The sequence below is a fragment of the Clavibacter californiensis genome, assembly GCF_021952865.1.
Classification (GTDB): domain Bacteria; phylum Actinomycetota; class Actinomycetes; order Actinomycetales; family Microbacteriaceae; genus Clavibacter; species Clavibacter californiensis.
On record NZ_CP040792.1, the window covers coordinates 732,012 to 756,700 of the forward strand.

At 74.1% G+C, this 24,689-nt stretch carries 23 protein-coding genes; 11 read left to right on the top strand and 12 right to left on the bottom strand.

Features of this window, described 5'->3' with window-relative positions; translation table 11 throughout:
- Nucleotides 1-6 precede the first annotated feature (6 nt).
- From FGD68_RS03790 to FGD68_RS03820, 7 genes are all read left to right on the top strand, one after another.
- Nucleotides 7-951 (top strand): carbohydrate ABC transporter permease, encoded by a 945-nt coding sequence (locus tag FGD68_RS03790; RefSeq protein WP_220452710.1) that lies wholly within the window; start codon nt 7-9, stop codon nt 949-951.
- Between the two features lies 1 nt (nt 952).
- Entirely contained in the window at nt 953-1,888 is a 936-nt protein-coding gene (locus FGD68_RS03795; RefSeq protein WP_220452709.1) for a carbohydrate ABC transporter permease, read from the top strand.
- 85 nt (nt 1,889-1,973) lie between these two features.
- The gene (locus FGD68_RS03800) at nt 1,974-2,774 is read left to right on the top strand and encodes an NAD-dependent epimerase/dehydratase family protein (protein WP_119372837.1); all 801 of its coding nucleotides are present in this window, start codon (nt 1,974-1,976) and stop codon (nt 2,772-2,774) included.
- Nucleotides 2,775-2,930: 156 nt separating this feature from the next.
- Complete coding sequence (locus FGD68_RS03805; protein ID WP_119372836.1) at nt 2,931-3,902, top strand: phosphate/phosphite/phosphonate ABC transporter substrate-binding protein; 972 nt, start codon at nt 2,931-2,933, stop codon at nt 3,900-3,902.
- Between the two features lie 21 nt (nt 3,903-3,923).
- Nucleotides 3,924-4,778, top strand: coding sequence for a phosphonate ABC transporter ATP-binding protein (gene phnC / locus FGD68_RS03810; protein ID WP_119372835.1), 855 nt, complete (start codon nt 3,924-3,926; stop codon nt 4,776-4,778).
- The gene (locus FGD68_RS03815; protein WP_119372834.1) at nt 4,775-6,523 is read left to right on the top strand and encodes a PhnE/PtxC family ABC transporter permease; all 1,749 of its coding nucleotides are present in this window, start codon (nt 4,775-4,777) and stop codon (nt 6,521-6,523) included. The genes phnC and FGD68_RS03815 overlap by 4 nt, the downstream gene beginning before the upstream one ends.
- Nucleotides 6,520-7,413, top strand: coding sequence for an oxidoreductase (locus FGD68_RS03820; RefSeq protein WP_237609801.1), 894 nt, complete (start codon nt 6,520-6,522; stop codon nt 7,411-7,413). The genes FGD68_RS03815 and FGD68_RS03820 overlap by 4 nt, the downstream gene beginning before the upstream one ends.
- Nucleotides 7,414-7,428: 15 nt before the next feature.
- Here FGD68_RS03820 and FGD68_RS03825 read toward each other — a convergent pair whose 3' ends face one another.
- From FGD68_RS03825 to phnG, 10 genes are read right to left on the bottom strand one after another with little or no spacing between them, the layout of a single operon-like run.
- Nucleotides 7,429-8,046, bottom strand: a complete 618-nt coding sequence (locus tag FGD68_RS03825; protein ID WP_119373827.1) for a DapH/DapD/GlmU-related protein — start codon at nt 8,044-8,046, stop codon at nt 7,429-7,431.
- Entirely contained in the window at nt 8,043-8,798 is a 756-nt protein-coding gene (phnN, locus tag FGD68_RS03830) for a phosphonate metabolism protein/1,5-bisphosphokinase (PRPP-forming) PhnN (RefSeq protein WP_237609802.1), read from the bottom strand. Before phnN ends, FGD68_RS03825 begins: the two co-directional genes overlap by 4 nt.
- Nucleotides 8,795-9,976, bottom strand: coding sequence for an alpha-D-ribose 1-methylphosphonate 5-triphosphate diphosphatase (locus tag FGD68_RS03835; RefSeq protein WP_237609803.1), 1,182 nt, complete (start codon nt 9,974-9,976; stop codon nt 8,795-8,797). The genes phnN and FGD68_RS03835 overlap by 4 nt, the downstream gene beginning before the upstream one ends.
- Nucleotides 9,973-10,782: a DUF1045 domain-containing protein gene (locus tag FGD68_RS03840; protein ID WP_119373727.1), complete on the bottom strand. Its 810-nt coding sequence runs from the start codon at nt 10,780-10,782 to the stop codon at nt 9,973-9,975. The genes FGD68_RS03835 and FGD68_RS03840 overlap by 4 nt, the downstream gene beginning before the upstream one ends.
- On the bottom strand, nt 10,779-11,525 hold the full coding sequence (gene phnL, locus FGD68_RS03845) for a phosphonate C-P lyase system protein PhnL (protein ID WP_237609804.1): 747 nt from the start codon (nt 11,523-11,525) through the stop codon (nt 10,779-10,781). Before phnL ends, FGD68_RS03840 begins: the two co-directional genes overlap by 4 nt.
- 8 nt (nt 11,526-11,533) lie before the next feature.
- The gene (gene phnK / locus FGD68_RS03850; RefSeq protein ID WP_119373597.1) at nt 11,534-12,316 is read right to left on the bottom strand and encodes a phosphonate C-P lyase system protein PhnK; all 783 of its coding nucleotides are present in this window, start codon (nt 12,314-12,316) and stop codon (nt 11,534-11,536) included.
- Nucleotides 12,313-13,182, bottom strand: a complete 870-nt coding sequence (locus FGD68_RS03855; RefSeq protein WP_104236908.1) for an alpha-D-ribose 1-methylphosphonate 5-phosphate C-P-lyase PhnJ — start codon at nt 13,180-13,182, stop codon at nt 12,313-12,315. The genes phnK and FGD68_RS03855 overlap by 4 nt, the downstream gene beginning before the upstream one ends.
- Nucleotides 13,179-14,318 carry a carbon-phosphorus lyase complex subunit PhnI gene (locus FGD68_RS03860; protein WP_119373596.1) on the bottom strand — a complete coding sequence of 380 codons (1,140 nt, stop codon included), beginning with the start codon at nt 14,316-14,318 and terminating at the stop codon, nt 13,179-13,181. Before FGD68_RS03860 ends, FGD68_RS03855 begins: the two co-directional genes overlap by 4 nt.
- Complete coding sequence (phnH, locus tag FGD68_RS03865) at nt 14,318-14,950, bottom strand: phosphonate C-P lyase system protein PhnH (RefSeq protein WP_237609805.1); 633 nt, start codon at nt 14,948-14,950, stop codon at nt 14,318-14,320. The genes FGD68_RS03860 and phnH overlap by 1 nt, the downstream gene beginning before the upstream one ends.
- Nucleotides 14,947-15,438 (bottom strand): phosphonate C-P lyase system protein PhnG, encoded by a 492-nt coding sequence (phnG, locus tag FGD68_RS03870; RefSeq protein WP_119372157.1) that lies wholly within the window; start codon nt 15,436-15,438, stop codon nt 14,947-14,949. The genes phnH and phnG overlap by 4 nt, the downstream gene beginning before the upstream one ends.
- Nucleotides 15,439-15,644: 206 nt before the next feature.
- On the opposite strand from phnG, the gene phnF reads away from it, so the two are divergent.
- The 4 genes from phnF (at nt 15,645) to FGD68_RS03890 (ending at nt 21,342) form a co-directional block, all read left to right on the top strand.
- Nucleotides 15,645-16,382: a phosphonate metabolism transcriptional regulator PhnF gene (phnF, locus tag FGD68_RS03875; RefSeq protein ID WP_104236904.1), complete on the top strand. Its 738-nt coding sequence runs from the start codon at nt 15,645-15,647 to the stop codon at nt 16,380-16,382.
- Between the two features lie 41 nt (nt 16,383-16,423).
- On the top strand, nt 16,424-17,698 hold the full coding sequence (locus tag FGD68_RS03880) for an MFS transporter (RefSeq protein ID WP_237609806.1): 1,275 nt from the start codon (nt 16,424-16,426) through the stop codon (nt 17,696-17,698).
- 104 nt (nt 17,699-17,802) lie between these two features.
- Nucleotides 17,803-20,535, top strand: a complete 2,733-nt coding sequence (locus FGD68_RS03885) for a phosphoenolpyruvate carboxylase (protein ID WP_119372155.1) — start codon at nt 17,803-17,805, stop codon at nt 20,533-20,535.
- 483 nt (nt 20,536-21,018) lie between these two features.
- Complete coding sequence (locus FGD68_RS03890; RefSeq protein ID WP_237610030.1) at nt 21,019-21,342, top strand: LysR substrate-binding domain-containing protein; 324 nt, start codon at nt 21,019-21,021, stop codon at nt 21,340-21,342.
- Here the strand turns inward: FGD68_RS03890 and FGD68_RS15495 are convergent.
- On the bottom strand, nt 21,327-21,641 hold the full coding sequence (locus FGD68_RS15495) for a hypothetical protein (RefSeq protein ID WP_119372153.1): 315 nt from the start codon (nt 21,639-21,641) through the stop codon (nt 21,327-21,329). The two genes, FGD68_RS03890 and FGD68_RS15495, sit on opposite strands and share 16 nt — an antisense overlap.
- A gap of 268 nt (nt 21,642-21,909) precedes the next feature.
- The gene (locus FGD68_RS03900; protein WP_119372151.1) at nt 21,910-24,603 is read right to left on the bottom strand and encodes a LamG-like jellyroll fold domain-containing protein; all 2,694 of its coding nucleotides are present in this window, start codon (nt 24,601-24,603) and stop codon (nt 21,910-21,912) included.
- Between the last annotated feature and the right edge of the window lie 86 nt (nt 24,604-24,689).

Below are 24,689 nucleotides of genomic sequence, written 5' to 3' on the forward strand. Positions count from 1 at the left end.
CTCCCCGTGGCGACCACCCCCGTCGTGCCGCCGCTCGGGCGTCGGCGAGCCGCGGGCCCGGTGCGCAGGCGCCGGGTCGGCGGATCCGCCACCCGTCCTGGCATCAACCTCATGTACCTGCCCGCGGTCGTGCTGCTCGGCGCGTTCACCGCCTACCCGCTCGTGCGCGGCGTGATGCTCTCGTTCCAGAACTGGGACGGCTACTCGCCGACCATGACCTTCACGGGCCTCGACAACTACGCACGGCTCCTCACGGACGAGGTGTTCCGGAGCTCGCTCCTCAACACGTTCGTGTACGGGTTCGGATCCACGATCGTGCAGCAGCTGCTGGGCCTCGGGCTGGCGCTCGCGCTCGACCAGGCGATCCGCGGGCGCATGGCGATGCGCGCGATCATCTACCTGCCCGTGCTCGTCTCGCCCGTGATCATGGGCACGATGTACTACCTGCTCTTCCAGTACAACGAGGGCACGCTCAACGACGTGGTCATCGCGTTCGGCGGCGAGCGGCAGGCCTGGCTCGCCGACGCGGGCACCTCGGTCGCCATCGTCGTGCTCGTGAACTCGCTGCAGTTCGCGGGGATCTCGATGATCATCTACCTGGCCGGCCTGCAGTCGATCCCCGCCATGTACCACGAGGCCGCGATGCTCGACGGCGCGGGCGGGTGGAAGCGGTTCGTGCACGTGACGCTGCCGCTGCTGCAGCCCGCGTTCGCGACGAGCATCGTGCTCAACCTCATCGGCGGGCTCAAGCTCTTCGACGTGATCCAGGTGCTCACGGGCGGCGGGCCCGGCTACTCCACCAACTCGGTGTCGACCCTCATCGGCAAGGCGTACTTCGACAACCAGAGCGCGGGCTACGCGTCCGCGATGGGCGTCGCCCTGTTCGCCGTGATCGTCGTCTTCACGCTGGTGCTCAACACCCTCCTCAACCGCCGCCGACTGGAGGCATGACATGACCGCCCTCGACACCACCCGGCCGGACGCCCCGGCACGGGTCCCCGACCCGGAGGACGCGGCGGAGGCGCCGCGTGACGCCGACCGCCCCCGCACGGCCGGCAGCCGCACCCCGCGCCAGCGCCTCGCGATGATCGCGCTCGGCACGGCCCTCGCGCTCATGTGCGCGGTGCAGCTGCTGCCGTTCTGGATCGCCCTCACCACGGCCCTGCGCGCGCCGGGCGACCCCGCTGCCCAGCTCGCGCTCCCGCTCGACCGGCTGACCGGCGACGCGTTCGTCACGGCGGCCCGCGACGGCGGCATCCTCCGCGCCATCGGCAACAGCGCCATCGTGACGGTCGCGGCCACCGCCATCACGTGCGTGCTGGGGGCGCTCGCCGCGTACCCGCTCGCCCGCCGCGCGACGCGGCTCAACAAGCTGGTGTTCGCGTGCATCGTGGCGCTGATCATGGTGCCGCCGCTCAGCATCCTCGTGCCGCTGTACTCGTTCCTCACGCAGCTCGGCGCGACGAACACGTACTGGGGCGTGATCCTCGTGATGGTGACCACGCAGCTGCCGCTGGCGATCTTCCTCTACAGCGCGTTCATCCGGTCGATCCCGGAGTCGCTCGAGGAGGCGGCCGCGCTCGACGGCGCCTCGACGCTGCAGGTGTTCCTGCGGGTGGTGCTGCCGCTGCTGAAGCCCGTGACGGCGACCGTGGTGATCCTCACGAGCGTCGCCGTGTGGAACGAGTTCGCGCTCTCGGGGTACCTGCTCACCGACCCGGCCGTGCGGACCATCGCGCCCGCCATCGCCGCGTTCTTCGGGCAGCAGAGCAGCGACCTCGGGGCGGCCGCCGCGGCCTCGCTCATGGCCGTGGTGCCCGTGCTCGTGGCGTACCTCTTCCTCCAGCGGTTCTTCATCAAGGGGATGGTGGCCGGCGCCGAGAAATGACGCCGGCCTCGGCGCGCGGCCGTCCTCCCGGCAGGATGGGAGGACGGCCGACTCGGGCCGGGCGTCGACGACGAGGGGATCCGCCATGGCCACCATCACGATCACGGGCGGATCAGGGCGCATCGCCACGAGCATCCGCCCCCTCCTCCTCGCGGCCGGGCACGAGCTGCGGCTGCTCGACGTGGTGGCGCCGCCGACGCCGCTCGCGCCGGGGGAGACCTCGGCCGTGGTCGACACGACCGACGTGGACGCGTGCACGGAGGCGTTCCGCGGATCCGACCTCGTGGTGCACCTCGCGGCCCACGCGGCCGAGCGGCCGTGGGAGGCCATCCAGGCCGTGAACAACGACGGCGCGCACGCCGTGCACGAGGCGGTCGTGCGGGCGGGGGTGCCGCGGATCCTCGCGGCCAGCTCCATCCACGCGGTCGGCTTCCTGCCCGCGACCGAGGCCGCGCGCGAGGAGGTGCCGGCGCCCCGCCCCGACACCTTCTACGGCCTCAGCAAGGTGCTGCTCGAGGGCCTCGGCAGCCTCTACGCCGACCGGCACGGGCACGTCGTGGTGAGCGTGCGGATCATGACCGCCGAGCCCGAGCCGTCCGCCGCCCGCAGCATCTCCACCTGGCTCTCCGCGGCCGACGCGGTGCGGCTCGTGGAGGCCGTGCTGCGGTGGGATGAGCCCGGCCACCGGATCGTCTGGGGCGTCTCCCGCAACACCCGCCGCTGGGTCTCGCTCGCGGCCGGGGAGGCGATCGGCTACCACCCCGAGGACGACGCCGAGGTCTTCGCGCACCGCTTCCCGGAGCTCGGCGCGGACACGTCGCCGCCGGCGGGCGTGCTGCTCGGCTCGATCTTCACGGAGGTCGAGCTGGGCTCCGACATGGGGTGAGTCGGGCCGCCGAGGACGGAGATGTCTGCTCTTCCGGACAAGTTCACGGATCCGCCACCTGACCACCACGGCGGTTCCATCCCGCGTTCCTAGCTTCGAGATCGACCCGCGCATCCCCCCTCACCGCTCGCGGGTACCGACTCGAGAGGCACGTCCATGTCCCTGTCCCCCCGCACCCGCATCGGAGCCCTCGCGGCCTCCGCGCTCGTCGCCGCCCTCGCGCTCTCCGGCTGCTCCGCCGGCGGCTCCGGCGCGTCGGCGGCATCCGCCGACACCTCGGGCACCTGGGCCAAGTCCGAGGGCACCCTCGTCTTCGGCGCCACGCCCGACCAGGCCGGCTCCGACTCGAACAACAAGCCGCTCGAGGACTACATCGCCAAGGAGACAGGGCTCAAGGTCGAGTACTACCCCACGGCGGACTACACCGCGCTCATCGCGGCCGCCGTCGCCGGCAAGATCGACATGATGAGCTCGGGCGCCCTGCAGTACGTCATGGCATCGAACAAGGGCGCCGAGATCGAGCCCGTCGCCGCAGCCCTCACCTCGAAGGACGTCACCGACCCCGGCTACTACTCCGAGGCGATCGTGCCGAAGGGGTCCACGATCACCGACCTCGCGGGTGCCAAGGGCAAGACCGTCTGCTTCGTCGACCCGAACTCGACCTCCGGCTTCCTCTTCGGCCTGTACCAGCTGCAGAAGGCCGGCATCGACGTCACGAGCACGGGCGCCGACGCCAACGGCAACCCGCAGTTCGCGGACTTCACGCCGTACTTCGCGGGCGCGCACGACAAGTCGGCGCAGGCCGTGGCGTCGGGCCAGTGCGACGTCGGGTTCGCCGAGGACTCGATCGTCGAGCCCGCCGTGGCGGCCGGCCAGCTCACCTCGATCGGCAAGGAGTACGTGCCCGGCGGCCCGCTCTCCATCTCCTCGACCCTGCCGGCCGACGTCAAGGGGAAGCTCACCACGGCGCTCCAGGGCGCGACGCTCGACGCGATCACGGCCTCCGGCGTCCCGCTGACCGACGGCTTCACGAAGGGCTACTTCGGCGCCCAGCCGGAGGACGTCTCCTACTACGCGGGCATCGCCGACCTCTGCGACTCCATCGCCGCCGCCAAGTGCGCGAAGTGACCCGGACGGACTGATCCGACCATGACCGGCACCACGACCTCCCCGCTCGTCTCCGTCTCCGCGGTCACCAAGGACTTCGGCAGCACGCGGGCGCTCCGCGACGTCGACCTCACCGTCGAGCGCGGGGAGGTCGTGGTGCTCCTCGGCCTGTCCGGCTCGGGCAAGTCGACCCTCCTCCGGCACCTGGACGGCCTCGAGCTGCCGACCTCGGGCAGCGTCCGCGTCTTCGACCAGGACGTCGCATCCCTCGGCCAGCAGGACCTGCGCGCCCTCCGCGGTCGGGTCGCGATGATCTTCCAGCAGTTCGAGCTCGTGCCCTCGCTGACGGTGCTCGAGAACGTGCTCACCGGCGCGCTCGGCCGGCTCCGCGGCCCGCGCCTCGGCATCTGGACCTACCCCCGCGCGGCGCGCACCGAGGCGCTGACGCACCTCGACCGCGTGGGCCTGCTCGAGAAGGCCTACGAGCGGGCCGACCAGCTCTCCGGCGGCCAGCAGCAGCGCGTCGCGATCGCGCGGGCGCTCATGCAGCGGCCCGAGATCCTGCTCGCCGACGAGCCCGTCGCGAGCCTCGACCCCGAGTCCAGCGAGCAGGTGATGCGCCTCATCCGCGAGATCGCCGCCGACGACGGCCTCACGGTGGTGTGCAGCCTGCACCAGGTGGACCTCGCGCTCGGCTGGGGTGACCGCATCGTCGGGCTCCGGCACGGCGAGGTCGTGCTCGACACCCCCACGCGCGGCATCGGCAAGGCCCAGGTGATGGAGATCTACGGCCGCGTGGCGTCGACGACGTCCGCGCTCACAGCCATCGCGACCGAGCTCGGCGACGTGCTGCCGCTCGGCGAGCACGCGGACGTGCGCGCGGACGGCACCCGGTGACCGCGGTCGCCGAGCGCCCCGGGGAGGCCCCGCCCGGCGTCCGCCCCGGCGTCGACGAGCGCGCGCCGCGTCGGCAGCCCGACCGGCAGAAGGCGCTCGCGCTGGTCGTCGTCCTCGCCATGGTCGCCTTCGCGGTCCACGCGCTGACGACGCTCGACTTCACCTGGTCGAACGTCCTCCGCAGCGTCGGCAACGCCGCGAAGGTGTTCTCGCGCATGGACCCGATCAGCTTCCCGGCGCCCGGCGACCTCGCGTACCTGATCGGGCTCACGCTCGGGATCGTCGTGCTCGGCACGCTCGCGGCCGCGCTCGTCTCCGTGCCCGTCGCCTACGCGTCGGCGCGCAACACCACCCCGGCGCCGTGGCTGCGCGGCCTCGGCCGCACGATCGGCGTGGTGACGCGCGCGGTCCCCGACGTGGTGCTCGCCCTCGCGTTCGCGCTCGCCTTCGCCCTCGGGAGCCCGCTGCCCGGCATCCTCGCCATCGGGATCCACTCGATCGGCATGATCTCGAAGCTCTTCGCCGACGCCATCGAGCAGGTCGACGAGGGGCCGCAGCGCGCGATCCGCACCACGGGCGGCACGCGCGCGCAGGAGTTCTGGGCGGGCGTCTTCCCGCAGGTGCTGCCGTCGTGGATCGCGACGGTGCTGCACCGCTTCGACATCAACCTCCGCGGCTCCGCGATCCTCGGCTACGCCGGCGTGGGCGGGCTCGGCTACGCGATGAAGGTCGCGTTCGGCCAGTTCCCGGAGGGCTACGGCCGCGGGATCGGCATCGCGATCGTCATCTTCGCGCTGTGCGTGCTGCTGGAGGTCGTGTCGTCGTCCATCCGCCGCAGCGCGCTCGGGGTGCGGCCGGCCGGACGCGGCCTGGGCGACCGGATCGTGCGGCGCCTCACGCGGGATCGCGCCCTGCCCGACAGGGCCGGCAGCGCCGGCACCGCACGCGCCGTGACCGTCGAGTCGATGCAGCGGCGGCCGTGGACGCCCGACCGGGTGCGCACCGTCGCGTGGTCGGCGCTCGCCGTGGTCGTCGTCGTGGGCGGCTACCTCATGGCCGACATCGACCTCGACCAGATCACATGGGAGTACGTCGGCCCCACCTTCCAGAGCTTCTGGCCGCCGAGCACCGGGTCGCACACGTTCGGCGAGTTCGCCGAGGCGCTGCTGGTGACGATCCAGGTGGCGTTCGCCGCGGCGCTGCTGTCGATCGTGCTCGCGCTCGTCGTCGGGTCCCTCGCCGCGCGCAACGTCGCGCCGAGCCCCGCCGTGCGCAACGCCGCGCGCACCGTGCTCGTCGTCTTCCGCGGGGTGCCCGAGCTGGTGCTCGCGATCCTGCTGATCATGATCACCGGGCTCGGCAACCAGGCGGGCGTCGTGGCGCTCGCGTTCGGCGGCGTCGGCCTCCTCGGCAAGCTCATCGCCGACTCCTTCGAGGAGGTGGGCGCCGGACCCGAGCGCGCCCTCACCGCCGTCGGCGCGACCCGTGGGCAGCGCTTCCTGTCGGCCACCTGGCCGCAGGGGCTGCCGTCGCTCGTCGGCAACTCGCTCTACCTCGTGGACACGAACATCCGGGCGGCCACGATCCTCGGCATCGTCGGCGGCAGCGGGATCGGGTTCCACCTGACGAACGCCTCCTCCGTGATGACGCTGCACGGGCAGGTCACCACGCTCGTCGCGATGGTCTTCGTGAGCGTGCTCGCGGTCGAGGCGCTCGCCGCCTGGCTCCGCCGCGTGTTCCGGTGACGGCGGACCGGCCCGCCGTCGCCGTCGTCGGGCCGGGCGCGATCGGCACGTCCGTCGCCGCGGCGCTGCACGAGGCGGGGGTGCCCGTCGTCCTCTGCGGGCGCACGCCGCGCGACCGGCTCGTGCTGGTCGCCGGCGACGCGACCGTCGTGGTCCCCGGTCCCGTGCGGACGGATCCGGCGGGGATCAGCGCGCCCGTCGACCTGGTGCTCCTCGCGGTGAAGGCCACGCAGGTCGAGGCCGCGGCACCGTGGCTCGCCGCCCTGTGCCACGCGGGCACCGTGGTCGTGGTCCTGCAGAACGGGATCGAGCAGGTGGGGGATGTCACGCCGCACGTACCGGGCTGCCCGGTCGTGCCCGCTGTGGTCTGGTTCCCCGCGGAGGCGCGGGGCGACGGATCGGTGCTCCTCCGCGGCGACCCGTGCATCACGCTGCCCGACGTGCCGGCGTCGCGCGTCGCCGTGGACGCGCTCGCCGGCGGACGGTGCCGGGTCGAGCTCGCGGCCGACTTCCGGACGGTCGCCTGGCGGAAGCTCGTGCAGAACGCGGTGGCGGGGATCATGGCCGCCACCGGCCGGCGGGCCGGCGTGTTCCGGCGGGACGACGTGGCGGGGCTCGCCCGGACCTACGCGCGCGAGTGCCTCGGGGTGGCGCGCGCGGAGGGCGCCGTCCTCGACGACGGGGTGGCCGACCGGATCGTGGACGACTTCGCCGCGGCCCCCGCCGAGCAGGGCACCTCGATCCTCGCCGACCGGGAGGCGGGCCGGCCGCTCGAGTGGGAGGCGCGCAACGGCGTGATCCTGCGCCGGGCCCGGGCGCATGGCCTGCCCACGCCGATCGGCGACGTCCTCGTGCCGCTGCTGGCGGCGTCGAGCGACGGCCCCGGCTGACCCGCCGGTCGCGCGTCAGCCCTCGTACCGCTCCAGGAACGCCTCGGTCGGCAGCGCGCGGAAGTCGTCCAGGCGCGCGCGGAGGGTCGCGTGATCCCAGTCCCACCACGCGAGCCGGCGCAGGCGCTCGGCGATCTCGCGCGGCTGGCGGAAGCGGATCACGGTGGCGGGGACGCCCGCGACTATCGCGTAGTCCGGCACGTCGCGCGTGACGACGGCGCCGGACGCGACGACCGCGCCGTCCCCGACGCGCACGCCCGGCTTGATCATGGCGCTGTGCCCGATCCAGGTGTCGTGCCCGATGGAGGTGCGGCGGGAGCGGCGGTGCGCGAAGAACTCCGCGTCGTCGTCGACGTCGTCCCAGTACATGGTGCTGCGGTACATGAAGTGGTGCAGCGTCGCCCGATCGAGCGGGTGGTCGGTGGCGCCGATCCGCACGGCGCTCGCGATGTTCGAGAAGCGGCCCACGTCGGTGTGCGCGAAGTCGCACAGGCGGTCGCAGTAGCTGTAGTCGCCGATCACGGTGTCGAGCAGGCGCGTGCCCGCGCCGATCTGCGTCCAGCGGCCGAGCTCGCTGCCGGCCATGACGACGTCGGGGGCGATCAGGGGCTCCTCGGTGAGCTTCGTGGTCATGGGGTCTCCGTCCGTCCGCGGGGCGCGGGGTCGATGGGGTGGGGGAGCGGGGAGGCGGCCGGCGCCGAGGCTGTCGGTGCCGATCCGGCCGGTGCCGATGCTGTCGGTGTAGATCCGGCAGGTGCCGATCCGGCCAGGGCGGACGCGCGGGCCGCCCGGATGGCGTGGAGCAGCGCCTCGCCGCCCTCGGCGACCGTGCCGTGGTTCCGCACCTCGTGGTCGGCCACCCGGTCGGGCGCCGGATCCTGGCGGGCGAGCCGCCGGGCGATGTCGTCGGCGGCCTCTCGTCCGCGCTCGCGGAGCCGGGCGGCCCGCACGTCGTCGGATACCGTGATCCGCACCACGACCAGCCGGGCGTAGCGCGCCTGGAGCACGTCGAGCATGCTGCGGGAGACGTTCGCGACCACGGCCGCGCCGGCGCGGATGGCGTCGTCGGTCGTGGCGGGGATCCCGTAGGAGAGGCCGTGCGCGTGCCAGGTCACGGCATAGTCGCCGCGCGCGGCCGCCGCGGCGAACTCCTCGTCGCCGACGGCGTCGAAGTCCTCGCCGGGCCCGGGCGGCCGGGTGATGGCGCGGCGGGGGAAGTGCGCGTCCGGTCCGCTGCGCGCGCGGGCGGCGCCGAGCAGCGCGTCCTTGCCGACCCCGCTCGCGCCGACGACGGCGACGAACGGGCCGGGGCCGAGGGGGACGGGAGCCGGAGCGGCGGGAGCGGGAGCGGCCGGCGCGGCGCCGGCAGAGACGGCGTCGCTCACGACACCCGCGCTCCCCGGAGGTGCACGCCGCGGACGACGGGCACGGTGCGGCCGCCGGGGTGGCGCTCGCTCGCGGGCACGACGTGGCGGTGCACGCGCACGAGGTCCGCGCGCGCGCCCACGCGGATCGACCCGCGGTCGTCGAGCCCGACGGCCCGCGCCGGGTCGCCGCTGACGAGTCGCACCCCGCGCGTGAGGGGCAGGATCCCGTCGGCGTCGAGCTGCACGATCGCCTGCAGCGGGCTCGCGGGGACGTAGTCGGAGGAGAGCACGTCGAGCAGCCCCAGCGCGAGCAGCTCGGCGGCCGCGACGTTGCCCGACTGGCTGCCGCCGCGCACGATGTTCGGCGCGCCCATGACGATCAGCTGCCCGTGCTCGCGGGCGGCGCGCGCGGCGACCTCGGTCGTCGGGAACTCGGAGATGCGCACCCCGAGCGCCGCGGACTCCTCGACGTGCGCGACGGTGGCGTCGTCGTGGGCCGCGAGCGTCACCCCGCGCGCGGTGGCGAGCTCGGCGATGGCGATGCGGTTGGGCGTCGAGTGCTCCGCTGCGACGGCCTGCAGCTCCTCCATGAGGGCGCCGATCCCCGCCTGGGACACGCGTCCGCGGCCCACCATGTAGCGCGAGAACGCCTCGACGTCCGCGTACTGGCGCTGCCCGGGCGTGTGGTCCATGAGCGAGGCCAGGCGGACGGACGCGATGCGGTCGAACTCGCGGAACTCGGCGGCCGTGTCCGGCGCCGCGACCTCGCAGCGCAGGTGGATGAGGTGCTCCGCGCGCAGCAGCCCGGCGGCCACGGCGTGCTCGATGGCCTCCGCGAGCGAGAGCGACAGCGTGGTGGCGTCGTCCCGGCCCTCGAGGGTGCCGATGCGGATCGCGTCGAAGACCGTGGTGACGCCGGCGCCGCTCAGCTGCGCGTCGTGCGCGAGGACGGCGGGGATCGGATCCCAGCGCGTGCCCGGCCGGGGCTGCGCGTGCGACTCGAGGTGGTCGGTGTGCAGCTCGACGAGGCCGGGGATCAGGAGGTCGCCGTCGAGGTCGTCGCCGGTGCCGCCGACCTCGCCCGCGGTGCCGGGGGAGATGTCGGCGACGAGGCCGTCGCGGATCAGGACGGATCCGTGCAGCACCTCGTCGTCGAGGACGATGCGGGCGTTGCGCAGGACGGTCTCGCGGCTCATCGGGGTCCTTCGGTTTCGAGCGCCGGGGCGGCGCGGGGGTGGGGCGTGGTGTCGGGGTCGTGCGAGGTGTCCTCGAGGGCGGCGCGGGGGAGGAGCGGGGTGCGGAGCGGGTGGACGGAGTGGAGGCGGAAGGCGGCGCCGGGGGCGTCCTCGATCACGACGGCGAGCGCGTCGACGGCGACCGGGCGGTCCGTCCCGTCCGCGAACCAGGCGGCGAGGGCGGCCTCGGCGCGGGGGCGCGCGGCGGTGGGGATCCGGTCGGTGAGGGTCAGGTGGAAGCGGAACCCGTCGAGCACGTGCGGGTAGCCCCACGTCGCGAGGAGCTCGCGCTGGCGCGGGCTGAGGGAGGCGGGGTCCCGGCGTGCGGTCTCCGCGTCGGTCGGGGGAGCGCGGAACGCGTCGAGGCCCATGACGACGTCCGCGGCGAGCGCGTCCAGCGCCGGGACCGGCCCCGTCGGCACGAGCGCGAGGAAGCCGCCGAGCGAGGCGACCCGGAGGCCGGGCAGCGCGACGGGATCGCGGGCGCCCGCGAGCTCGGCGACCGCGGCCTCGAGCCCGGCGATGTCGTGCCCGTCGGCGAGGCGGAAGGGCGCCTTGAGCGTCCCGTGGAAGCCGTAGCGCCGGGCGTCGACCGTGATCGCGTCGACCTCTGCGCGCGTCCAGCCCACGGGCGCGCCGGGGGCGGGTGCCGCGGATCCGCCGACGACGGACCGCCCGAGCCACGCCTCGGCGCGCTCCCGCAGCAGGATCCCGACGGGGTCGTCCGAGCCGACGCCGGGGATGGCGTAGACCGCGACGCGGGTCATCGGGCGGCCACCGCGACGGCCGGTACGAACGCCTCCACGTCCACGGCCCGGTCGGCGACCGCGGCCCGCACCTCGGCGTCGTGGAAGATCCCGAGCATGCCGACGCCGGCGGCGCGCTTCTCGGCGATCAGCTCGACCACCACGTCGCGGTTCCGGGCGTCGAGCGACGCGGTCGGCTCGTCGAGGAGGAGGAGCGGCAGCTCCGGCAGGAACCCGCGCGCGACGTTCACGCGCTGCTGCTCGCCGCCCGAGAAGGTCGCGGGCGGCAGCGACCACAGCCGCTCCGGGATCGACAGCCGCGTGAGGATGCGCGCGGCCCGGTCGCGCGCGTCCTCCGCGTCGACCCCGCGCTCGACGAGCGGCTCGGCCACCACGTCGAGCGTGCCGACGCGCGGGACGCAGCGGAGGAACTGGCTCACGTAGCCGACCGCGTCGCGGCGGGCCGCGAGCACGGCGCGCGGCGGGGCGGTCGCCATGTCGACGTCGCCGCCCGGAGCGTGCACCACGATGCGGCCGCGGTCGGCGAGGTAGTTGCCGTAGACGAGCTTCAGGACCGTGGACTTCCCGGCCCCGGAGGCGCCGCCGAGGACGACCGCCTCGGCGCGGCCGACGACGAAGGAGAGGCCGTCGAGGACGGCGAGCCGCTGGCCGCCCTGCAGGTGCATCGTGAAGGTCTTGCCCACCCCGTCGACGGTCAGGATCGGGGCTGGCGCGGGCGCGGGTCCGGGGGTGCTTCCGGTCATGGGGCGGATCATCCTTGCAGGATCGAGGAGACGAGCAGCTGGGTGTAGGCGGCCTGCGGGTCGTCGAGGACCCGGTCGGTGAGGCCGGACTCGATGACGCGGCCGTCCTTCATCACGAGCGTGCGGTGCGAGATGAGGCGGGCGACGGCGAGGTCGTGGGTGACGATCACGACCGCGAGGCCGAGCTCCGCCACCAGGCCGCGGATGAGGTCGAGCAGGCGCGCCTGCACGGAGACGTCGAGGCCGCTCGTGGGCTCGTCCATGAAGACGAGCCGCGGCGAGACGACGAGGTTCCGGGCGATCTGCAGCCGCTGCCGCATGCCGCCGGAGAACGTCGTCGGGTGGTCGTCGATGCGGTCGACCGGGATCTCCACGTGCCGCAGCCACTCGGCCGCCGTCTCGCGGATCCGCCCGTAGTGCCGCCACCCGTTCGTCATGAGCGGCTCGCCGACGTTGCCGCCCGCGCTCACGTGCATGCGCAGGCCGTCGGCGGGATCCTGGTGCACGAAGCCCCACTCGCTCCGCCACAGCCGGCGCACCGCGCTCTCGGACAGGTCCGCGAGCTCCACGACCTCGCCGTCGGCCAGCCGGTAGCGGATGCTGCCCGCGCTGAGCGCGAGCCGCTGGGACAGGGTGCCGAGCAGGGTCGACTTCCCGGATCCCGACTCGCCCACGACCGCGAGCACCTCGCCCGGGTACAGGTCGAGGTCGACGTCGCGGCAGCCGTAGCGGTCGCCGTAGCGGTGGGCGGCCCCGCGGACCTCGAGCAGCGGTCGGTCGTCGTCGCTCATGCGCGCGCCTCCTCGTCGTGGGCGCGAGCGGCCTCGACCGTGCGCTCGCAGTGGTCGGTGTCGGAGCAGACGTGCATGGACGCGCCCCGGTCGTCGGTGATGACCTCGTCGAGGTACACGCCCGTGGATCCGCAGATCGTGCACGGGTCCTCGAAGGACTGCGGCTCGAACGGGTGGTCCTCGAAGCCGAGGCTCTCCACGCTCGTGTACGGCGGCACCGCGTAGATCCGCTTCTCGCGACCGGCGCCGAACAGCTGCAGCGCCGGGCTCATGTGCATCTTCGGGTTGTCGAAGCTCGGGACGGGGGACGGCGCCATGAGGTACCGGCCGGCGACCATCACGGGGTAGTCGTACGTCTTCGCGACGTGCCCGAAGCGCGCGATGTCCTCGTAGAGCTTCACGTACATCAGCCCGTACTCCTCGAGCGCGTGCAGGCGCCGGGTCTCCGTCTCGCGGGGCTCGAGGAAGCGCAGCGGCTCCGGCATGGGCACCTGGTAGACGATGACCTGGCCCTCGGCGAGCGGCGTCTCGGGGATCCGGTGCCGGGTCTGGATCACGGTGGCCTCGTCGGTGCGCGTGGTGGTCGCGACGCCGGCGACGGAGGCGAAGAACTGCCGGATGGAGACGGCGTTCGTGGTGTCGTCCGCGCCCTGGTCGATGACCTTCAGGACGTCGTCCTCGCCGATCACGGCCGCCGTGACCTGCACGCCGCCCGTGCCCCAGCCGCGCGGCATGGGCACCTCGCGGCTCGCGAACGGCACCTGGAATCCGGGGATCGCGACGGCCTTGAGGAGCGCGCGGCGGATCATGCGCTTGGTCTGCTCGTCGAGGTAGCCGAGGTTGTAGCCGATGAGGGAGGCGCTCATGCGCGGGCCCCCGCCCCGGCGGGGACGCCCGTCGATGCATCGTCGACGGGTGCTTCCTCGGCGGCGGGCGCCTCCTGCCGCTCGCGCCACTCGCGGGCCAGCCGGCGCACGAGCACGAGCTCGGCCTGGAAGTCCACGTAGTGCGGCAGCTTGAGGTGCTCGACGAACCCGGTCGCCTGCACGTTGTCGCAGTGGCTGATCACGAACTCCTCGTCCTGCGCGGGGGCGGTCACGCGCTCGCCGAGCTCGTCGGCCCGGAGCGCCCGGTCGACGAGCGCCATCGACATCGCCTTGCGCTCGCTGCGCCCGAAGGCGAGGCCGTAGCCGCGGGTGAACTGGGCGGGCCGGTCGGCGCTGCCCGTGAACTGGTTGACCATCTGGCACTCGGTGACCTCGATCCGCCCGAGCGGCACCGCGAAGCCGAGCTCGGGCGCGTCGATCTCCACCTCGACCTCGCCCACGCGGATCTCGCCCGCGAACGGGTGCGTCGTGCCGAAGCCGCGCTGCGTGGAGTAGCCGAGGCCGAGGAGGAAGCCCTCGTCGCCGCGGGCGAGGGCCTGCAGGCGCTCGGCGCGCGTCATCGGGTAGACGGTGGGCTCGCGCGTGATGTCCGCGGGCTCCTCGTCGTCCTGGCCGGGGTGCGAGTCGGGCTCGATGAGCGCGCTGTGGCCGAGGAGGTCGGCCACGCGCGGCATGGTGGCGCCCGCGTCGGCCGAGCGCGAGGTCACCGCGGCGGGCTCGGCGTCGGTGAAGAGGCGGTGCGTGTAGTCGAAGGTCGCGCCGAGCTGCTGGCCGCCCGGCAGGTCCTTGAACGTCGCCGAGACGCGGCGCTGCGGCGGGAGCCCGGCGGTGTCGACCGGCAGCGTGCACCCGAAGCGCGGGAGCGTCGTGCGGTAGGAGCGCAGCAGCGTGACGGCCTCCAGCACGTCGCCCTGCGCCTGGATGAGGGCCCGCGCGGCGAGCTCCGGGTCGTGCAGCGACCCCTCGGTCATCACGCGGGAGACGAGGACGCCGAGCTGGCCGGCGACCTGGCCGGCCTCGATCCGCGAGGATCCGGGGGCGCCCCGGCCCTCGGCGGCGAGCAGGGCGTGCGCGGCGGCGATCGCCTTCTCCCCGCCCTTGACGGCGACGTACATCAGGCCTCCGATCGGGGGTCGGCCGCCCGGAGGCGGGTGGTGCGTGGCAGAGCGGAGACGGATCCCGCGTCGACGAGCAGGAGGTCGACGCCGCGCGGGAAGCGCTCGCCGTTGGCCCGCCAGGCGTCGATGAGGGCGTCGTCCGCCCAGGGGGCGTCGGCGATCGCGTGCCCGTCGATGCCGGGGCCCTCGGCCCGGATCCGCAGGGTGCCGGCGGCGTCGCGCACGTCGAGGAGCGCGGTCGCGGAGCGGTGCGGCTCCTCGTCGGTGCCGGCGGCGAGCTCCGCGAGCGGCGGGAGCGACGCCGGGTCGGCGAGCACGAAGTCCGCGTCCGCGGCCGCGGTGACGAGGCGCACGCCCGTGTGGAAGGTGAGCCAGGAGGTGACCTCCCGGTCGGCCGCGCGACGCGGGTCGAGCCACAGCGCCGACTCCTCGTCGAGCACGGTGAGGGCGACGGCGCCGAGGCCCGGGCCGAGACCGGCGGGCGCCTCGGCGGGGCCCGTGAGCGGCTGGATCCGCGTCGGGTGCGCGAGCGCGTCGAGGAGCGCGCGGAACGCGGCCTGCGCGCCGCGCGTCGCGTCCGGGAAGCCGGGGGCGGGGATGCCGGGCGCGCGGCCCGTCGCCGCAGTCACCCGTTCTCCCGGGCGACCGTGAAGAAGTCCACGAGCGTGCTGCGCGCCTCGGCGGCGCGGACGTCGTCGGCCGCGGCGCGTGCGCGCTCCAGCGGCGCCACGACCTCGGCGACCACGCGGTCGTGCAGGCCGGCGTCGAGGAGCATCCCGTCGAAGAGGGCGGCGAGGCGTGCGTGCTCGAGGTCGGATCCGAGGACGTACGAGCTGCCGAGGGCGTCGGCCGCCATGGCGGGTCCGTGGAGGCGGAGGGTGGCGCGCGTCACGGTGGCCTCTCCGAGGTTGAAGCGCGCGCCGCCGGCGTCGACGCGGCCGCGCACCATGACGAGCCCGGCCTCCGGACCCCGGATGTGCTGCACCTCGGGCTTGGGCTCCCATGCGGTCCACGCGGCGTCGAGCGCGCCGACGTCGGCCGCGGAGAGGACGCGCATCCAGCGCTGCCGGGCGGCGACGTCCCCCCGTCCGGTGCTGCTGGTCGTGGTCGTCGTCATGGCCGCGATCCCTCCAAGTTGTCTGCTGATCTAGATAAGTCGAACCTAGCGGTCGACGGCACGCCGGAACCCGCCCGCGCGCGACGAGTCGGACGCGAGCAGGTGAACAGGTGGGGAACGCGGGCGGCGGCCGGGCGGGCGGTGGGCGCCGGATCCGCGACCGCGACCGGATCCGGCGCGCGACCGCCCGGTAGGGTCGACGGGACATGGCGACGCAGAGCAGATCCACGAGCGGGTACTCCGCCTGGCGGCTCATCGCGGAGGAGCTGCGCGCCGAGATCCTGCAGGGCACCGTCCCGGCCGGGACGAAGCTCTCGTCGGAGAGCGAGCTCGCCGAGCGCTTCGAGGTCCACCGCCACACCGTGCGCCAGGCCGTCGCGGCGCTCGCGACGGACGGGCTCGTCGTCTCGCGGCGCGGCAGCGGCACGTTCGTGACCGCGCACGACGTCATCGTCCACCGCATCGGCCTGCGGACGCGGCTCAGCGACAGCCTCGCCGGCCGCGGATCCGCGTCCACGGGCGAGCTGCTCGAGTGGGCGATCGGGGATCCGCCCGCCGACGTCGCCGAGCGCCTCGCCCTCGCCGGCCGCCCCGCCCTCCGCCTCGAGACGCTGCGGCTCGTCGACGGCCGGCCCGTGGTGCGCGGCACGTCGTGGCTCGTGGAGGAGCTCGTGCCCGGGATCGTCGAGCGCTACGGACCCGACGGGTCGATGACGAACGCCCTGCGCGCCGTCGGCGTCGACGACTACCTGCGCTCCGCGACCACCGTCACCGGGCGCCTCGCGACGGCCGCCGAGTCCGTGGAGCTGCAGCTGCCCTCGGGCGCGGTCGTGCTCGTGGTCCGCGCGCTCAACACGCTGCCCGACGGCACGCCGCTCCTCCTCAACGTGACGCGCTTCGCCGCCGACCGCGTGGAGCTCGACGTGGAGCACGGCCGGGCCTGAGCGCGCGGGGGCGCTCACCACGCAGCGCGTATCCTCAACGCATGCGCGGTTTTCGTCGTGGCGGATCCGCGAGCACCCTCGAGCCCGGCGACGGCTCGATGCCCGACACCCGCGGCCCCGCACGTGCACCGCGCGCGAAGCTCCCGCGCGACGTGGTCGTCCTCGGCGTCATCGCCTTCTTCGTGATGGTCGGCTTCGGCGTGGTCGTGCCCGTGCTGCCCGTCTACGCCGAGAGCTTCGGGGTCGGCAGCTTCGAGGTCGGTGCGGTGATCTCCGCGTTCGCGCTCATGCGCTTCGTGATGAGCCCGTTCGTCGCCCGCCTCATCGACTGGAGCGGGGAGCGCACGGTGCTCGCGGTCGGCATCGGGATCGTCGCGGTCTCCTCCGGCCTCGCGGGCCTGGCGCAGGACTACGTGCAGCTCCTCCTCCTCCGAGGCGCGGGCGGCATCGGGTCGGCGATGTTCTCGGTGGCCGCGATGACGCTGCTGCTCGGCTCCACGGATCCGACCCGCCGCGCCCGCGCGATCGGCTTCTACCAGGGCGGCTTCCTCATCGGCGGCATGGCGGGGCCCGCGCTCGGCGCCCTGCTCGCGCAGATCTCTCTCACCGCACCCTTCTTCTTCTATGCGGCCACGCTCGCGGTCGCGAGCGTCATCGGGCTGCTGCTCCTCCGGCCGCGCACGCGCGAGGCCCAGGCGACCGGCGCCGACGAGGTCGTGATCCCGTTCGGCCGCGTGCTCCGCGACCCGCGCTACCGGGCCGCGCTGCTGGCGAACCTCGGCAACGGGTGGGCGTCGATGGGCGTCCGCAGCGCGCTGATCCCGCTGCTCGTCGTGGCCGTGATCGGCGCGGAACCCTCGGCCACCGGCATCGCGTTCGCGTGCGCGGCCGTGGTGCAGGCGCTCGCGCTCGCGCCGGCGGCGCGTTTCGTGGACACGGTCGGTCGCCGACCCGCGATCGTCGGCGCGTACGGGGTCGCCGGGCTGCTCATGATCGCCATCCCCTTCGCGCCCGACATGGTCGTGCTCACCGTGCTGCTCTGCGTGTACGGCGCGGCGGCCTCGTTCATGGGCACGGCGCCGGCGGCCGCGGTCGGCGACGCCGCGGGCGCCCGCAGCGGACGGCCCGTCGCGGTGTTCTCGATGGTCTCGGACCTCGGCGCGATCGTCGGCCCGCTCGTCGCCGGCTTCCTCGCCGACGCGTTCTCCTACCCGGTCGCCTTCGCGACGGGCGCGGTGCTGCTGCTCGCGGCCTCCGCGTACGCGCTGCTGCGGATGCCGCGGGACGAGCGCGTGGCGGCACCCGCCGCGAGCTGATCCGGTCGCCCGGCACGCCCTGCACAGCCGGATCCGTAGCCGGTGCGCGCGTCCCCGGACGTCATGCGCAGGATCCGCCGCGCGCTTTCCGTATCCTCGACACCGTGACGACTCCCCCGAAGAAGCCGCTTCCCCTCGAGCACGACTCCACCCGCGACGGTACGCGCGACGCCGTCGAACCGGCGCTCCGCGCCGACGTCAGCCACCTCGGCGGCCTCCTCGGCCAGGTGCTCCGCGAGTCCGGCGGCCAGGACCTGCTGGACGACGTCGAGCGGCTCCGCGAGCTCGTCATCGACGCATACGAGAGCGCGCGCGACGCCTCCATCGACGACGCCGAGCGGCTCGTCGCCACCTTCACGCCCGAGCGCGCCGAGCAGGTCGCCCGCGCGTTCACCTGCTACTTCCACCTGGCGAACCTCGCCGAGGAGCACCACCGCGTGCGCGTCCTCCGCGAGCGCGAGGCGGCCGCGGGCTTCGTGCCCGACTCCATCCCGGACGCCGTCGGCAGGCTCACCGAGGAGCTCGGCCGCGATGAGGCCATGCGCCGCCTCGGCGAGATGCGGTTCCACCCGGTGCTCACGGCGCACCCCACCGAGGCGCGTCGGCGGGCGGTGGCCACGGGGATCCGCCGCATCGGCGACCTGCTCACCGAGCGCGACGGCGCCATGGCAGGCACCCTCACCGGCCAGGACGTCGACCGGCGGCTGCTCGAGGAGATCGACGGCCTGTGGCGCACCTCGCCGCTGCGCACCACCCGGCCCACGCCGCTCGACGAGGTGCGCACGGCCATGGGCGTCTTCGACCAGACGCTGTTCGAGGTCGTGCCGCGCGTCTACCGCCTGCTCGACGACTGGCTGCTCGGCGACGAGGCCGGCGTGCGCGACGCGGTCGCGCCCGCGTTCTTCCGGCTCGGCAACTGGATCGCCGCGGATCGCGACGGCAACCCGTACGTCACCGCCGCGGTCACCGAGGAGGCCGCGGGCATCGCCAGCGAGCACATCCTCCTCGGGCTCGAGCGCGTCGCCCTCCGCGTCGGCCGCTCTCTCACGCTCGGCGACGCCGACACCCCGCCGAGCCCCGAGCTGCGGGAGCTCGCCGCCGCGCAGGACGCGCTCGCGCCGCACCTCACCGCGCGCATCGGCACGCGCGCCCCCGCCGAGCTGCACCGCCGCGTGCTGCTCGTCATCGCCGGCCGCCTCGCCGCCACGCGCGAGCGCCACGACGACCCGATCGCCTACCCGTCGGCCGCCGAGCTGCTGGCCGACCTCCGCGTGCTGCAGGCCTCGCTCCGCAGCGCAGGCGCGCACCGCATCGCGGGCGGCGAGCTGCAGGGCCTCGTCTGGCAGGCCGAGACGTTCGGCTTCCACCTCGCCGAGATGGAGGTGCGGCAGCACTCGCAGGTGCATCGCGAGGCGCTCCGCGAGGTGCTGGCCGTGGCCGATGCCGACGCGTCCGGCGACCAGGCGCCCGAGCTCGCGCCCATGACCGTCGAGGTGCTCGACGTGTTCCGCACGCTCGCCCGCCTGCAGGAGCGGCACGGCGTCGCGCCGTTCTCCCGCTTCATCGTCTCGTTCACGCAATCCGCCGACGACATCCGCACGGTGCACGAGCTGGCCGCGCTCGCTCTCGGCTCCGCGGAGGAGGCGCCCGTCCTCGACGTGATCCCGCTCTTCGAGACGTTCGCGGACCTCGACGCGAGCACCGAGATCCTCGACGGCATGATCCGCCTGCCCCAGGTCGAGGCCCGCCTCGCCGCCACGGGCCGGAAGCTCGAGGTCATGCTCGGCTACTCCGACTCGTCGAAGGACGTCGGGCCGGTGTCGGCGACCTTCGCGCTGTTCGACGCGCAGGCGCGCATCGCCGCGTGGGCGCGCGAGAACGACATCGAGCTCACGCTCTTCCACGGCCGCGGCGGCGCGCTGGGCCGGGGCGGCGGGCCTGCCGACCGCGCCGTGCGGGCCCAGCCGCCGGGATCCGTCGACGGACGCTTCAAGCTCACCGAGCAGGGCGAGGTGATCTTCGCCCACTACGGCGACAAGCGCATCGCCGCCCGCCACATCGAGCAGATGGCCGCCGCGACCCTGCTGGCGTCCGCGCCCTCGAACGAGGAGCGCAACGCGGTCGCCGCCGAGGGATCCGCGGAGATGGTCCGGACGATGGACGAGGCCTCCCGCGCCCGCTTCTTCGAGCTCGTGAAGGCGCCCGGCTTCGCGCCGTGGTTCGCGCAGGTCACGCCGATGGAGGAGATCGGGCTGCTGGCGCTCGGATCCCGGCCCGCCCGCCGAGGCCTCTCGGTCGAGTCGCTCGAGGACCTCCGGGCGATCCCGTGGGTGTTCGCGTGGACGCAGGCGCGCATCAACCTCACCGGCTGGTTCGGCCTCGGCTCGGCGCTGGCCGCCGTCGGCGACGAGGCCGTGCTCCGGAAGGCCTACGAGGAGTGGCCGCTGTTCACCTCGATGATCGACAACGTCGAGATGTCGCTCGCCAAGACCGACGGCCGCCTCGCCGAGCGCTACCTCGCGCTCGGCGACCGACCGGATCTCGCGGCGCTCGTCACCGAGGAGATGGAGCTCACGCGCGAGTGGGTGCGGAAGGCCACCGGTCGCGACGAGATCCTCGAGGGCCGGCCGGTGCTGCGTCGCGCGGTCCGCCTCCGCAGTCCGTACGTCGACGCGCTCTCGCTCCTGCAGCTCCGCGCCCTCCGCGCGCTGCGCACGGCGGCTACCGACGCGCCCGGCCAGGGCGTTCCCGGTCAGGCCGACCCGACGGATCCGGACCACCGCCTCCTGCTCCTCACGGTCAACGGCATCGCGGCGGGGCTGCAGAACACGGGGTGATCCCGGGCACGGGCGCTGGGCTCGCATCCCCGGGGACGCGCATCCGATCTGAGCGCTCGAGAGTTCTCCGGGGGCGCTCATGCCGCCTGTGGCGGTGCCAGCAGGGTGCCGCGGATGACGGATCCGTGGGATGTGAGGGCGTCGACGGGGCCGGCGCATCGGTCTGCGCGGGGATGCCGTCGAGCAGCGCGATGTCTCGGGCCCTCACGCGAAGGTGCGCGCGACGGATCATCGCTCTCGCTGACGCCGCCTGCCGCGCGGATGCTCTGCCAGCGATCTCCTCGCCTCGTTGAACGTTCGCGACCGCTGTGTCGTGTCCTCGGTGGGACCACCTCGGTTCCCGCGCTAAAGGAGGCATCATGCTCAAGCGAATCGCGACCACTGTGACGACTGCGGCGTTCGCCGCCGTCCTTCTCGCCGGATGCTCGACGACGGCCGGCTCGACTGCCTCGTCGGAAGCGCCGGCCGGCGACGGCTCTGCTCCTGAGGGAAGAAGGCTCCGGCACTCGCGCGACCCTCGCCGCATGGCTCAGGGAGGCCGGCGTGGACATGTCGGTTCCGGCCGCGGTGCTGGAGACCACGAGCATCATCCGGGCGAACGCGCAGGCCGGCATCGCACCGGCGGTGATGAGCCTCCGCACGGTCGCCGCCGACATCGACGCTGGATCGCTGGTGCGGGTCCCGCTCTCCGGGCCGCCACTCGCCCGGCCGTTGCGGGCGATCTGGTCGGGGGAGCCCCAGCCGGCTGGTTCTGCTCTCCTGCGCGTCGCCCACGAGGTGGCCGGTCGGGGTCAGCGCAGCCCGTAGGGCGGCTCCGGATCGTCCTCCGCGATCTCGGTGGGCCGGTCGTGCTTCGCGACGCGTTCTCCGCGGGCGGGGGCGCCGGATGTGACCTGTCCGGTTCCGCCGCCGACGACGAGGTCCGCGATGGACGTGTCGGTGATCTCGCGGGACAGGTGCGACGCCGAGCGCGTCGGGGACGCTCGGAGGTTCCGTGGACTGCTTCGGGGCACGCGGAGAGCGGGATCGCCCCGCGCCACGTGCCCCTCGCGGTGTGCCGTGCGCGCGTCCCCTGACGGGCAGGCCGGGGAGGTCCGTCGTGACATCACGTGCAGACAGCTCACGTGCACGACGGCGCCTCGTCCCCTGAGCCTCCCCCGCGCTCCGGTATCGGATGCGGGAGCATGGCGATGTCCGTGTGGAGCAGCTGACGCCGTCCGGGGGAGAGCCCGACGAGCTCCGTGACCCGCTCAGGCCTGTCCGGGGTCGCTCGCGCCCGACCGATGCAGCCGGGCGACGCGAGGCGCTCCACGACCGGCGTCATGGTGCCCCGCGTCAGCGCCAGCAGCTGCCCGGACTCCGTCACCGCCCGCGTCACCCACAGGCGCGAGCGGGGTACGCGGCCGTCAGCCGGGCGCCGGCGGCCGTCGCGGTGAGCGAACCGGCCGCGACGGCGGTGGCGCGCGTCGTGAAGGCGTGCGTGGCGTTCCCCGCGGGAGCCGCCGTCAGCGTCGGCGAGGAGCCCCACGCCGAGCCGATCACGACCGACAGCGGCGAGGTGCCGGTGTTCCGCACCACGCCGGTCACGACGACCTTGCCCGCCACGCACCGTGTCGAGGCCGTGAGCGAGGCCGTCGCCGCGGTGACGACGGTCGCGGTCACCTTCACGGCCGTCGAGCTGGAGAGCACTCGACCCGACGCGTCGTAGGCAGTCGACCCGCCTGCCCCGATCCACTGGTCGTCGTTCGCGCCGACAGTGCGCACGACCCCGGTGACGGGGTAGCGGCCGGGCGCCGTGCCCACCGACGAGGTGTCCCAGGTGATGGGCTGCGAAGCGGTGCCGCGTCCGTAGGCGAGCACGACATCGGTGCGCGCGGGGAGGGAGCTGACGGATCCGACCTCGCCGAAGTCGGACCGCACGGCGGATGCCGCGTCCGCGGCGCGCACCTCGGCGTACTGGCCGGCGGTGAGCGAGACGATTCCACCGTGCTTGGTCGACGGCGCGAGCGAGAAGCCCGGGTCGACCAGTTGCGTCCAGCCGGCGTCGAGGTCGTTCGTGACCATCGGGCGGTAGCCGGCGGCGGGGATGACGTCGACGTAGAGGTACCAGCGATCGGCGCCGTGGTCCTTGAACACCGCCGGCCCCTCCACACCGCTCGGATTCCCCCCGGACCAGACGGCGCCGATCCGATCCTGCAGCTGCGTCCACTTGGTCGCCGGGAGCCACCACTGCGTCGCCGTCGTCGACTCCATGTAGATGCCGCGGCCGGTGCCGTTGTCCTTCGAGATGCGGTAGGTCGTCCCGCCGTCCTGGATCATCGTCGTGTCGATCACGTCGGCTCCGGTGTCGATGAACGTGCCGCCGTAGGAGTAGGTGGCCTGCGTGAAGTCGGTGGTCGCGCCCCACAGCACCCGGGACGCGCCCGAGCCCGGTGCGTGCCCGGCGTCCGGGTAGACGGTCGAGGACCAGTAGACGACGAACGCGCCCTTGCCCGCGCCGGCGTAGTCGGGCACCCAGGTCGCCTCGGGAGCCCACATCATGCCGGCCTCGAGGGTCTTCTTCCCGGCGGCGTCGAGCGCCACGTCGAACTGGCGCACGTCGCTCCAGGACACCAGGTCGGTCGACTCCCAGACGTTCATCTTGGTGCTGCCCTGGGTGGTCCAGTAGCACCAGGTGGTGCAGGAGCCCGTGCCGCGGTCGCCGCCGAAGACCCGCAGGTCGGTGGCGATGATGTAGTACTTCTTCGTCTGCGGGTTGTAGGTGAGGTACGGGTCGCGGACGCCGGTCGTCCCGAGGTCGGACGCGAGGATGGCCTTGCCGCCGTTCAGCGGATCCCACTTCTCGGGGTCGTCGCCGCGGGAGACGTCGAGGTAGATCTTCTCGGCGTAGCCCTGAGCGTCCTCGACGAAGTGCACCATCATGTAGCCGTACGGGGTGTCGACGCCGACCTGCGGCTCGACGGTGACCGCGACCTGGCGCGACTGCGCGACGCCCCGGATCGACGCGGTCGCCGTGAGCGTGGAGGTCCGCGCCGCCTGACCGGCGGCCGGGCGATCGGCCGTGAGCGTGCGGCCGTCGGCGGCGATGCGCAGCGTCGGGTCGCTCGAGGCCCAGGTGACGGCTCCGCCGTAGTCGGGGAGGTTCGTCGTCGCGTCGTCGACGGTCACGGCCGCGACCCCGGACAGCACGGCGGAGGTCGCCGCCGTGAAGGACGATGCGTGCAGCTTCGCGTCGACGTTCGACACGGCCGCGACCTCGTCCCCGGTGAGCGCGCGGTCGTAGACGCGGAACGTCGACACCTCGCCCGCGTAGAAGGGGTCGGGATACGGTGCCCGGCCGATGGTGTTCAGCGACTGGTCGGCCACCGACGACGGCCGGAGGGCGGTCGGAGCGGAGGCGACGCGCGCGCCGTCGACGAAGAACGAGATGGTCCCCGCGCCGGCGTCGATCACCGAGGTGAGGCTGTACCAGCGGTCGGCGGAGATCCCGGAGGCGCTGCGGGCGTTGTTCTCGCCGTTCCCGCCCGTGGTGGTGATCGCGGTGCGCACCTTGTCGCGCACGGAGGCGAACCAGTACTGCGAGGTGCTGTCGCTGCCGATGTTCCAGAGGAAGTGGAAGGTGTCCAGCATCGACGCGTTCGCGCGGGTCTCGATCGTCACCGTCCCGGACGTCTTCCCGGTCAGCAGGTCGTCGGGCAGCTCGACCCACGGTGCGGCGCTGGACTTCGCGCCGCCCGTGAGACGCAGCGACGTCCCCGTCCAGAGAGCGTCGCTCCCGTTCACGACGCGGGCGGCACCCACGGCGCCACCGGCGGCGTTCGGCACCGACGTGCCGCTCGCCTGCGTGAAGCGGTAGTCGGCGAGGAGACCCGAGGTCGGGACGACGGGCTCCGCGGCCGTGGCCACGGCGGGGGCGACGAGCCCCGAGGCCAGCACCGCCCCGAGGCCGATCGCGGCGACCGCGGCCCGCAGCGGGGATCGACGGATGGGGTGGCTGGCCGGTTCAGGCCGCATCGCGCGCCGGCGTGCACCGGAGAGAGCGGTGCTCCACCGCGGGGAGATTCTCATGGGAGGTCCTTCGTGTGCGAGGCGAGACGACGGCGCTGCCGGCCGTGATCCGTCGGGGGTCGATGTCGGGGGGGGGGGGAGGAGGA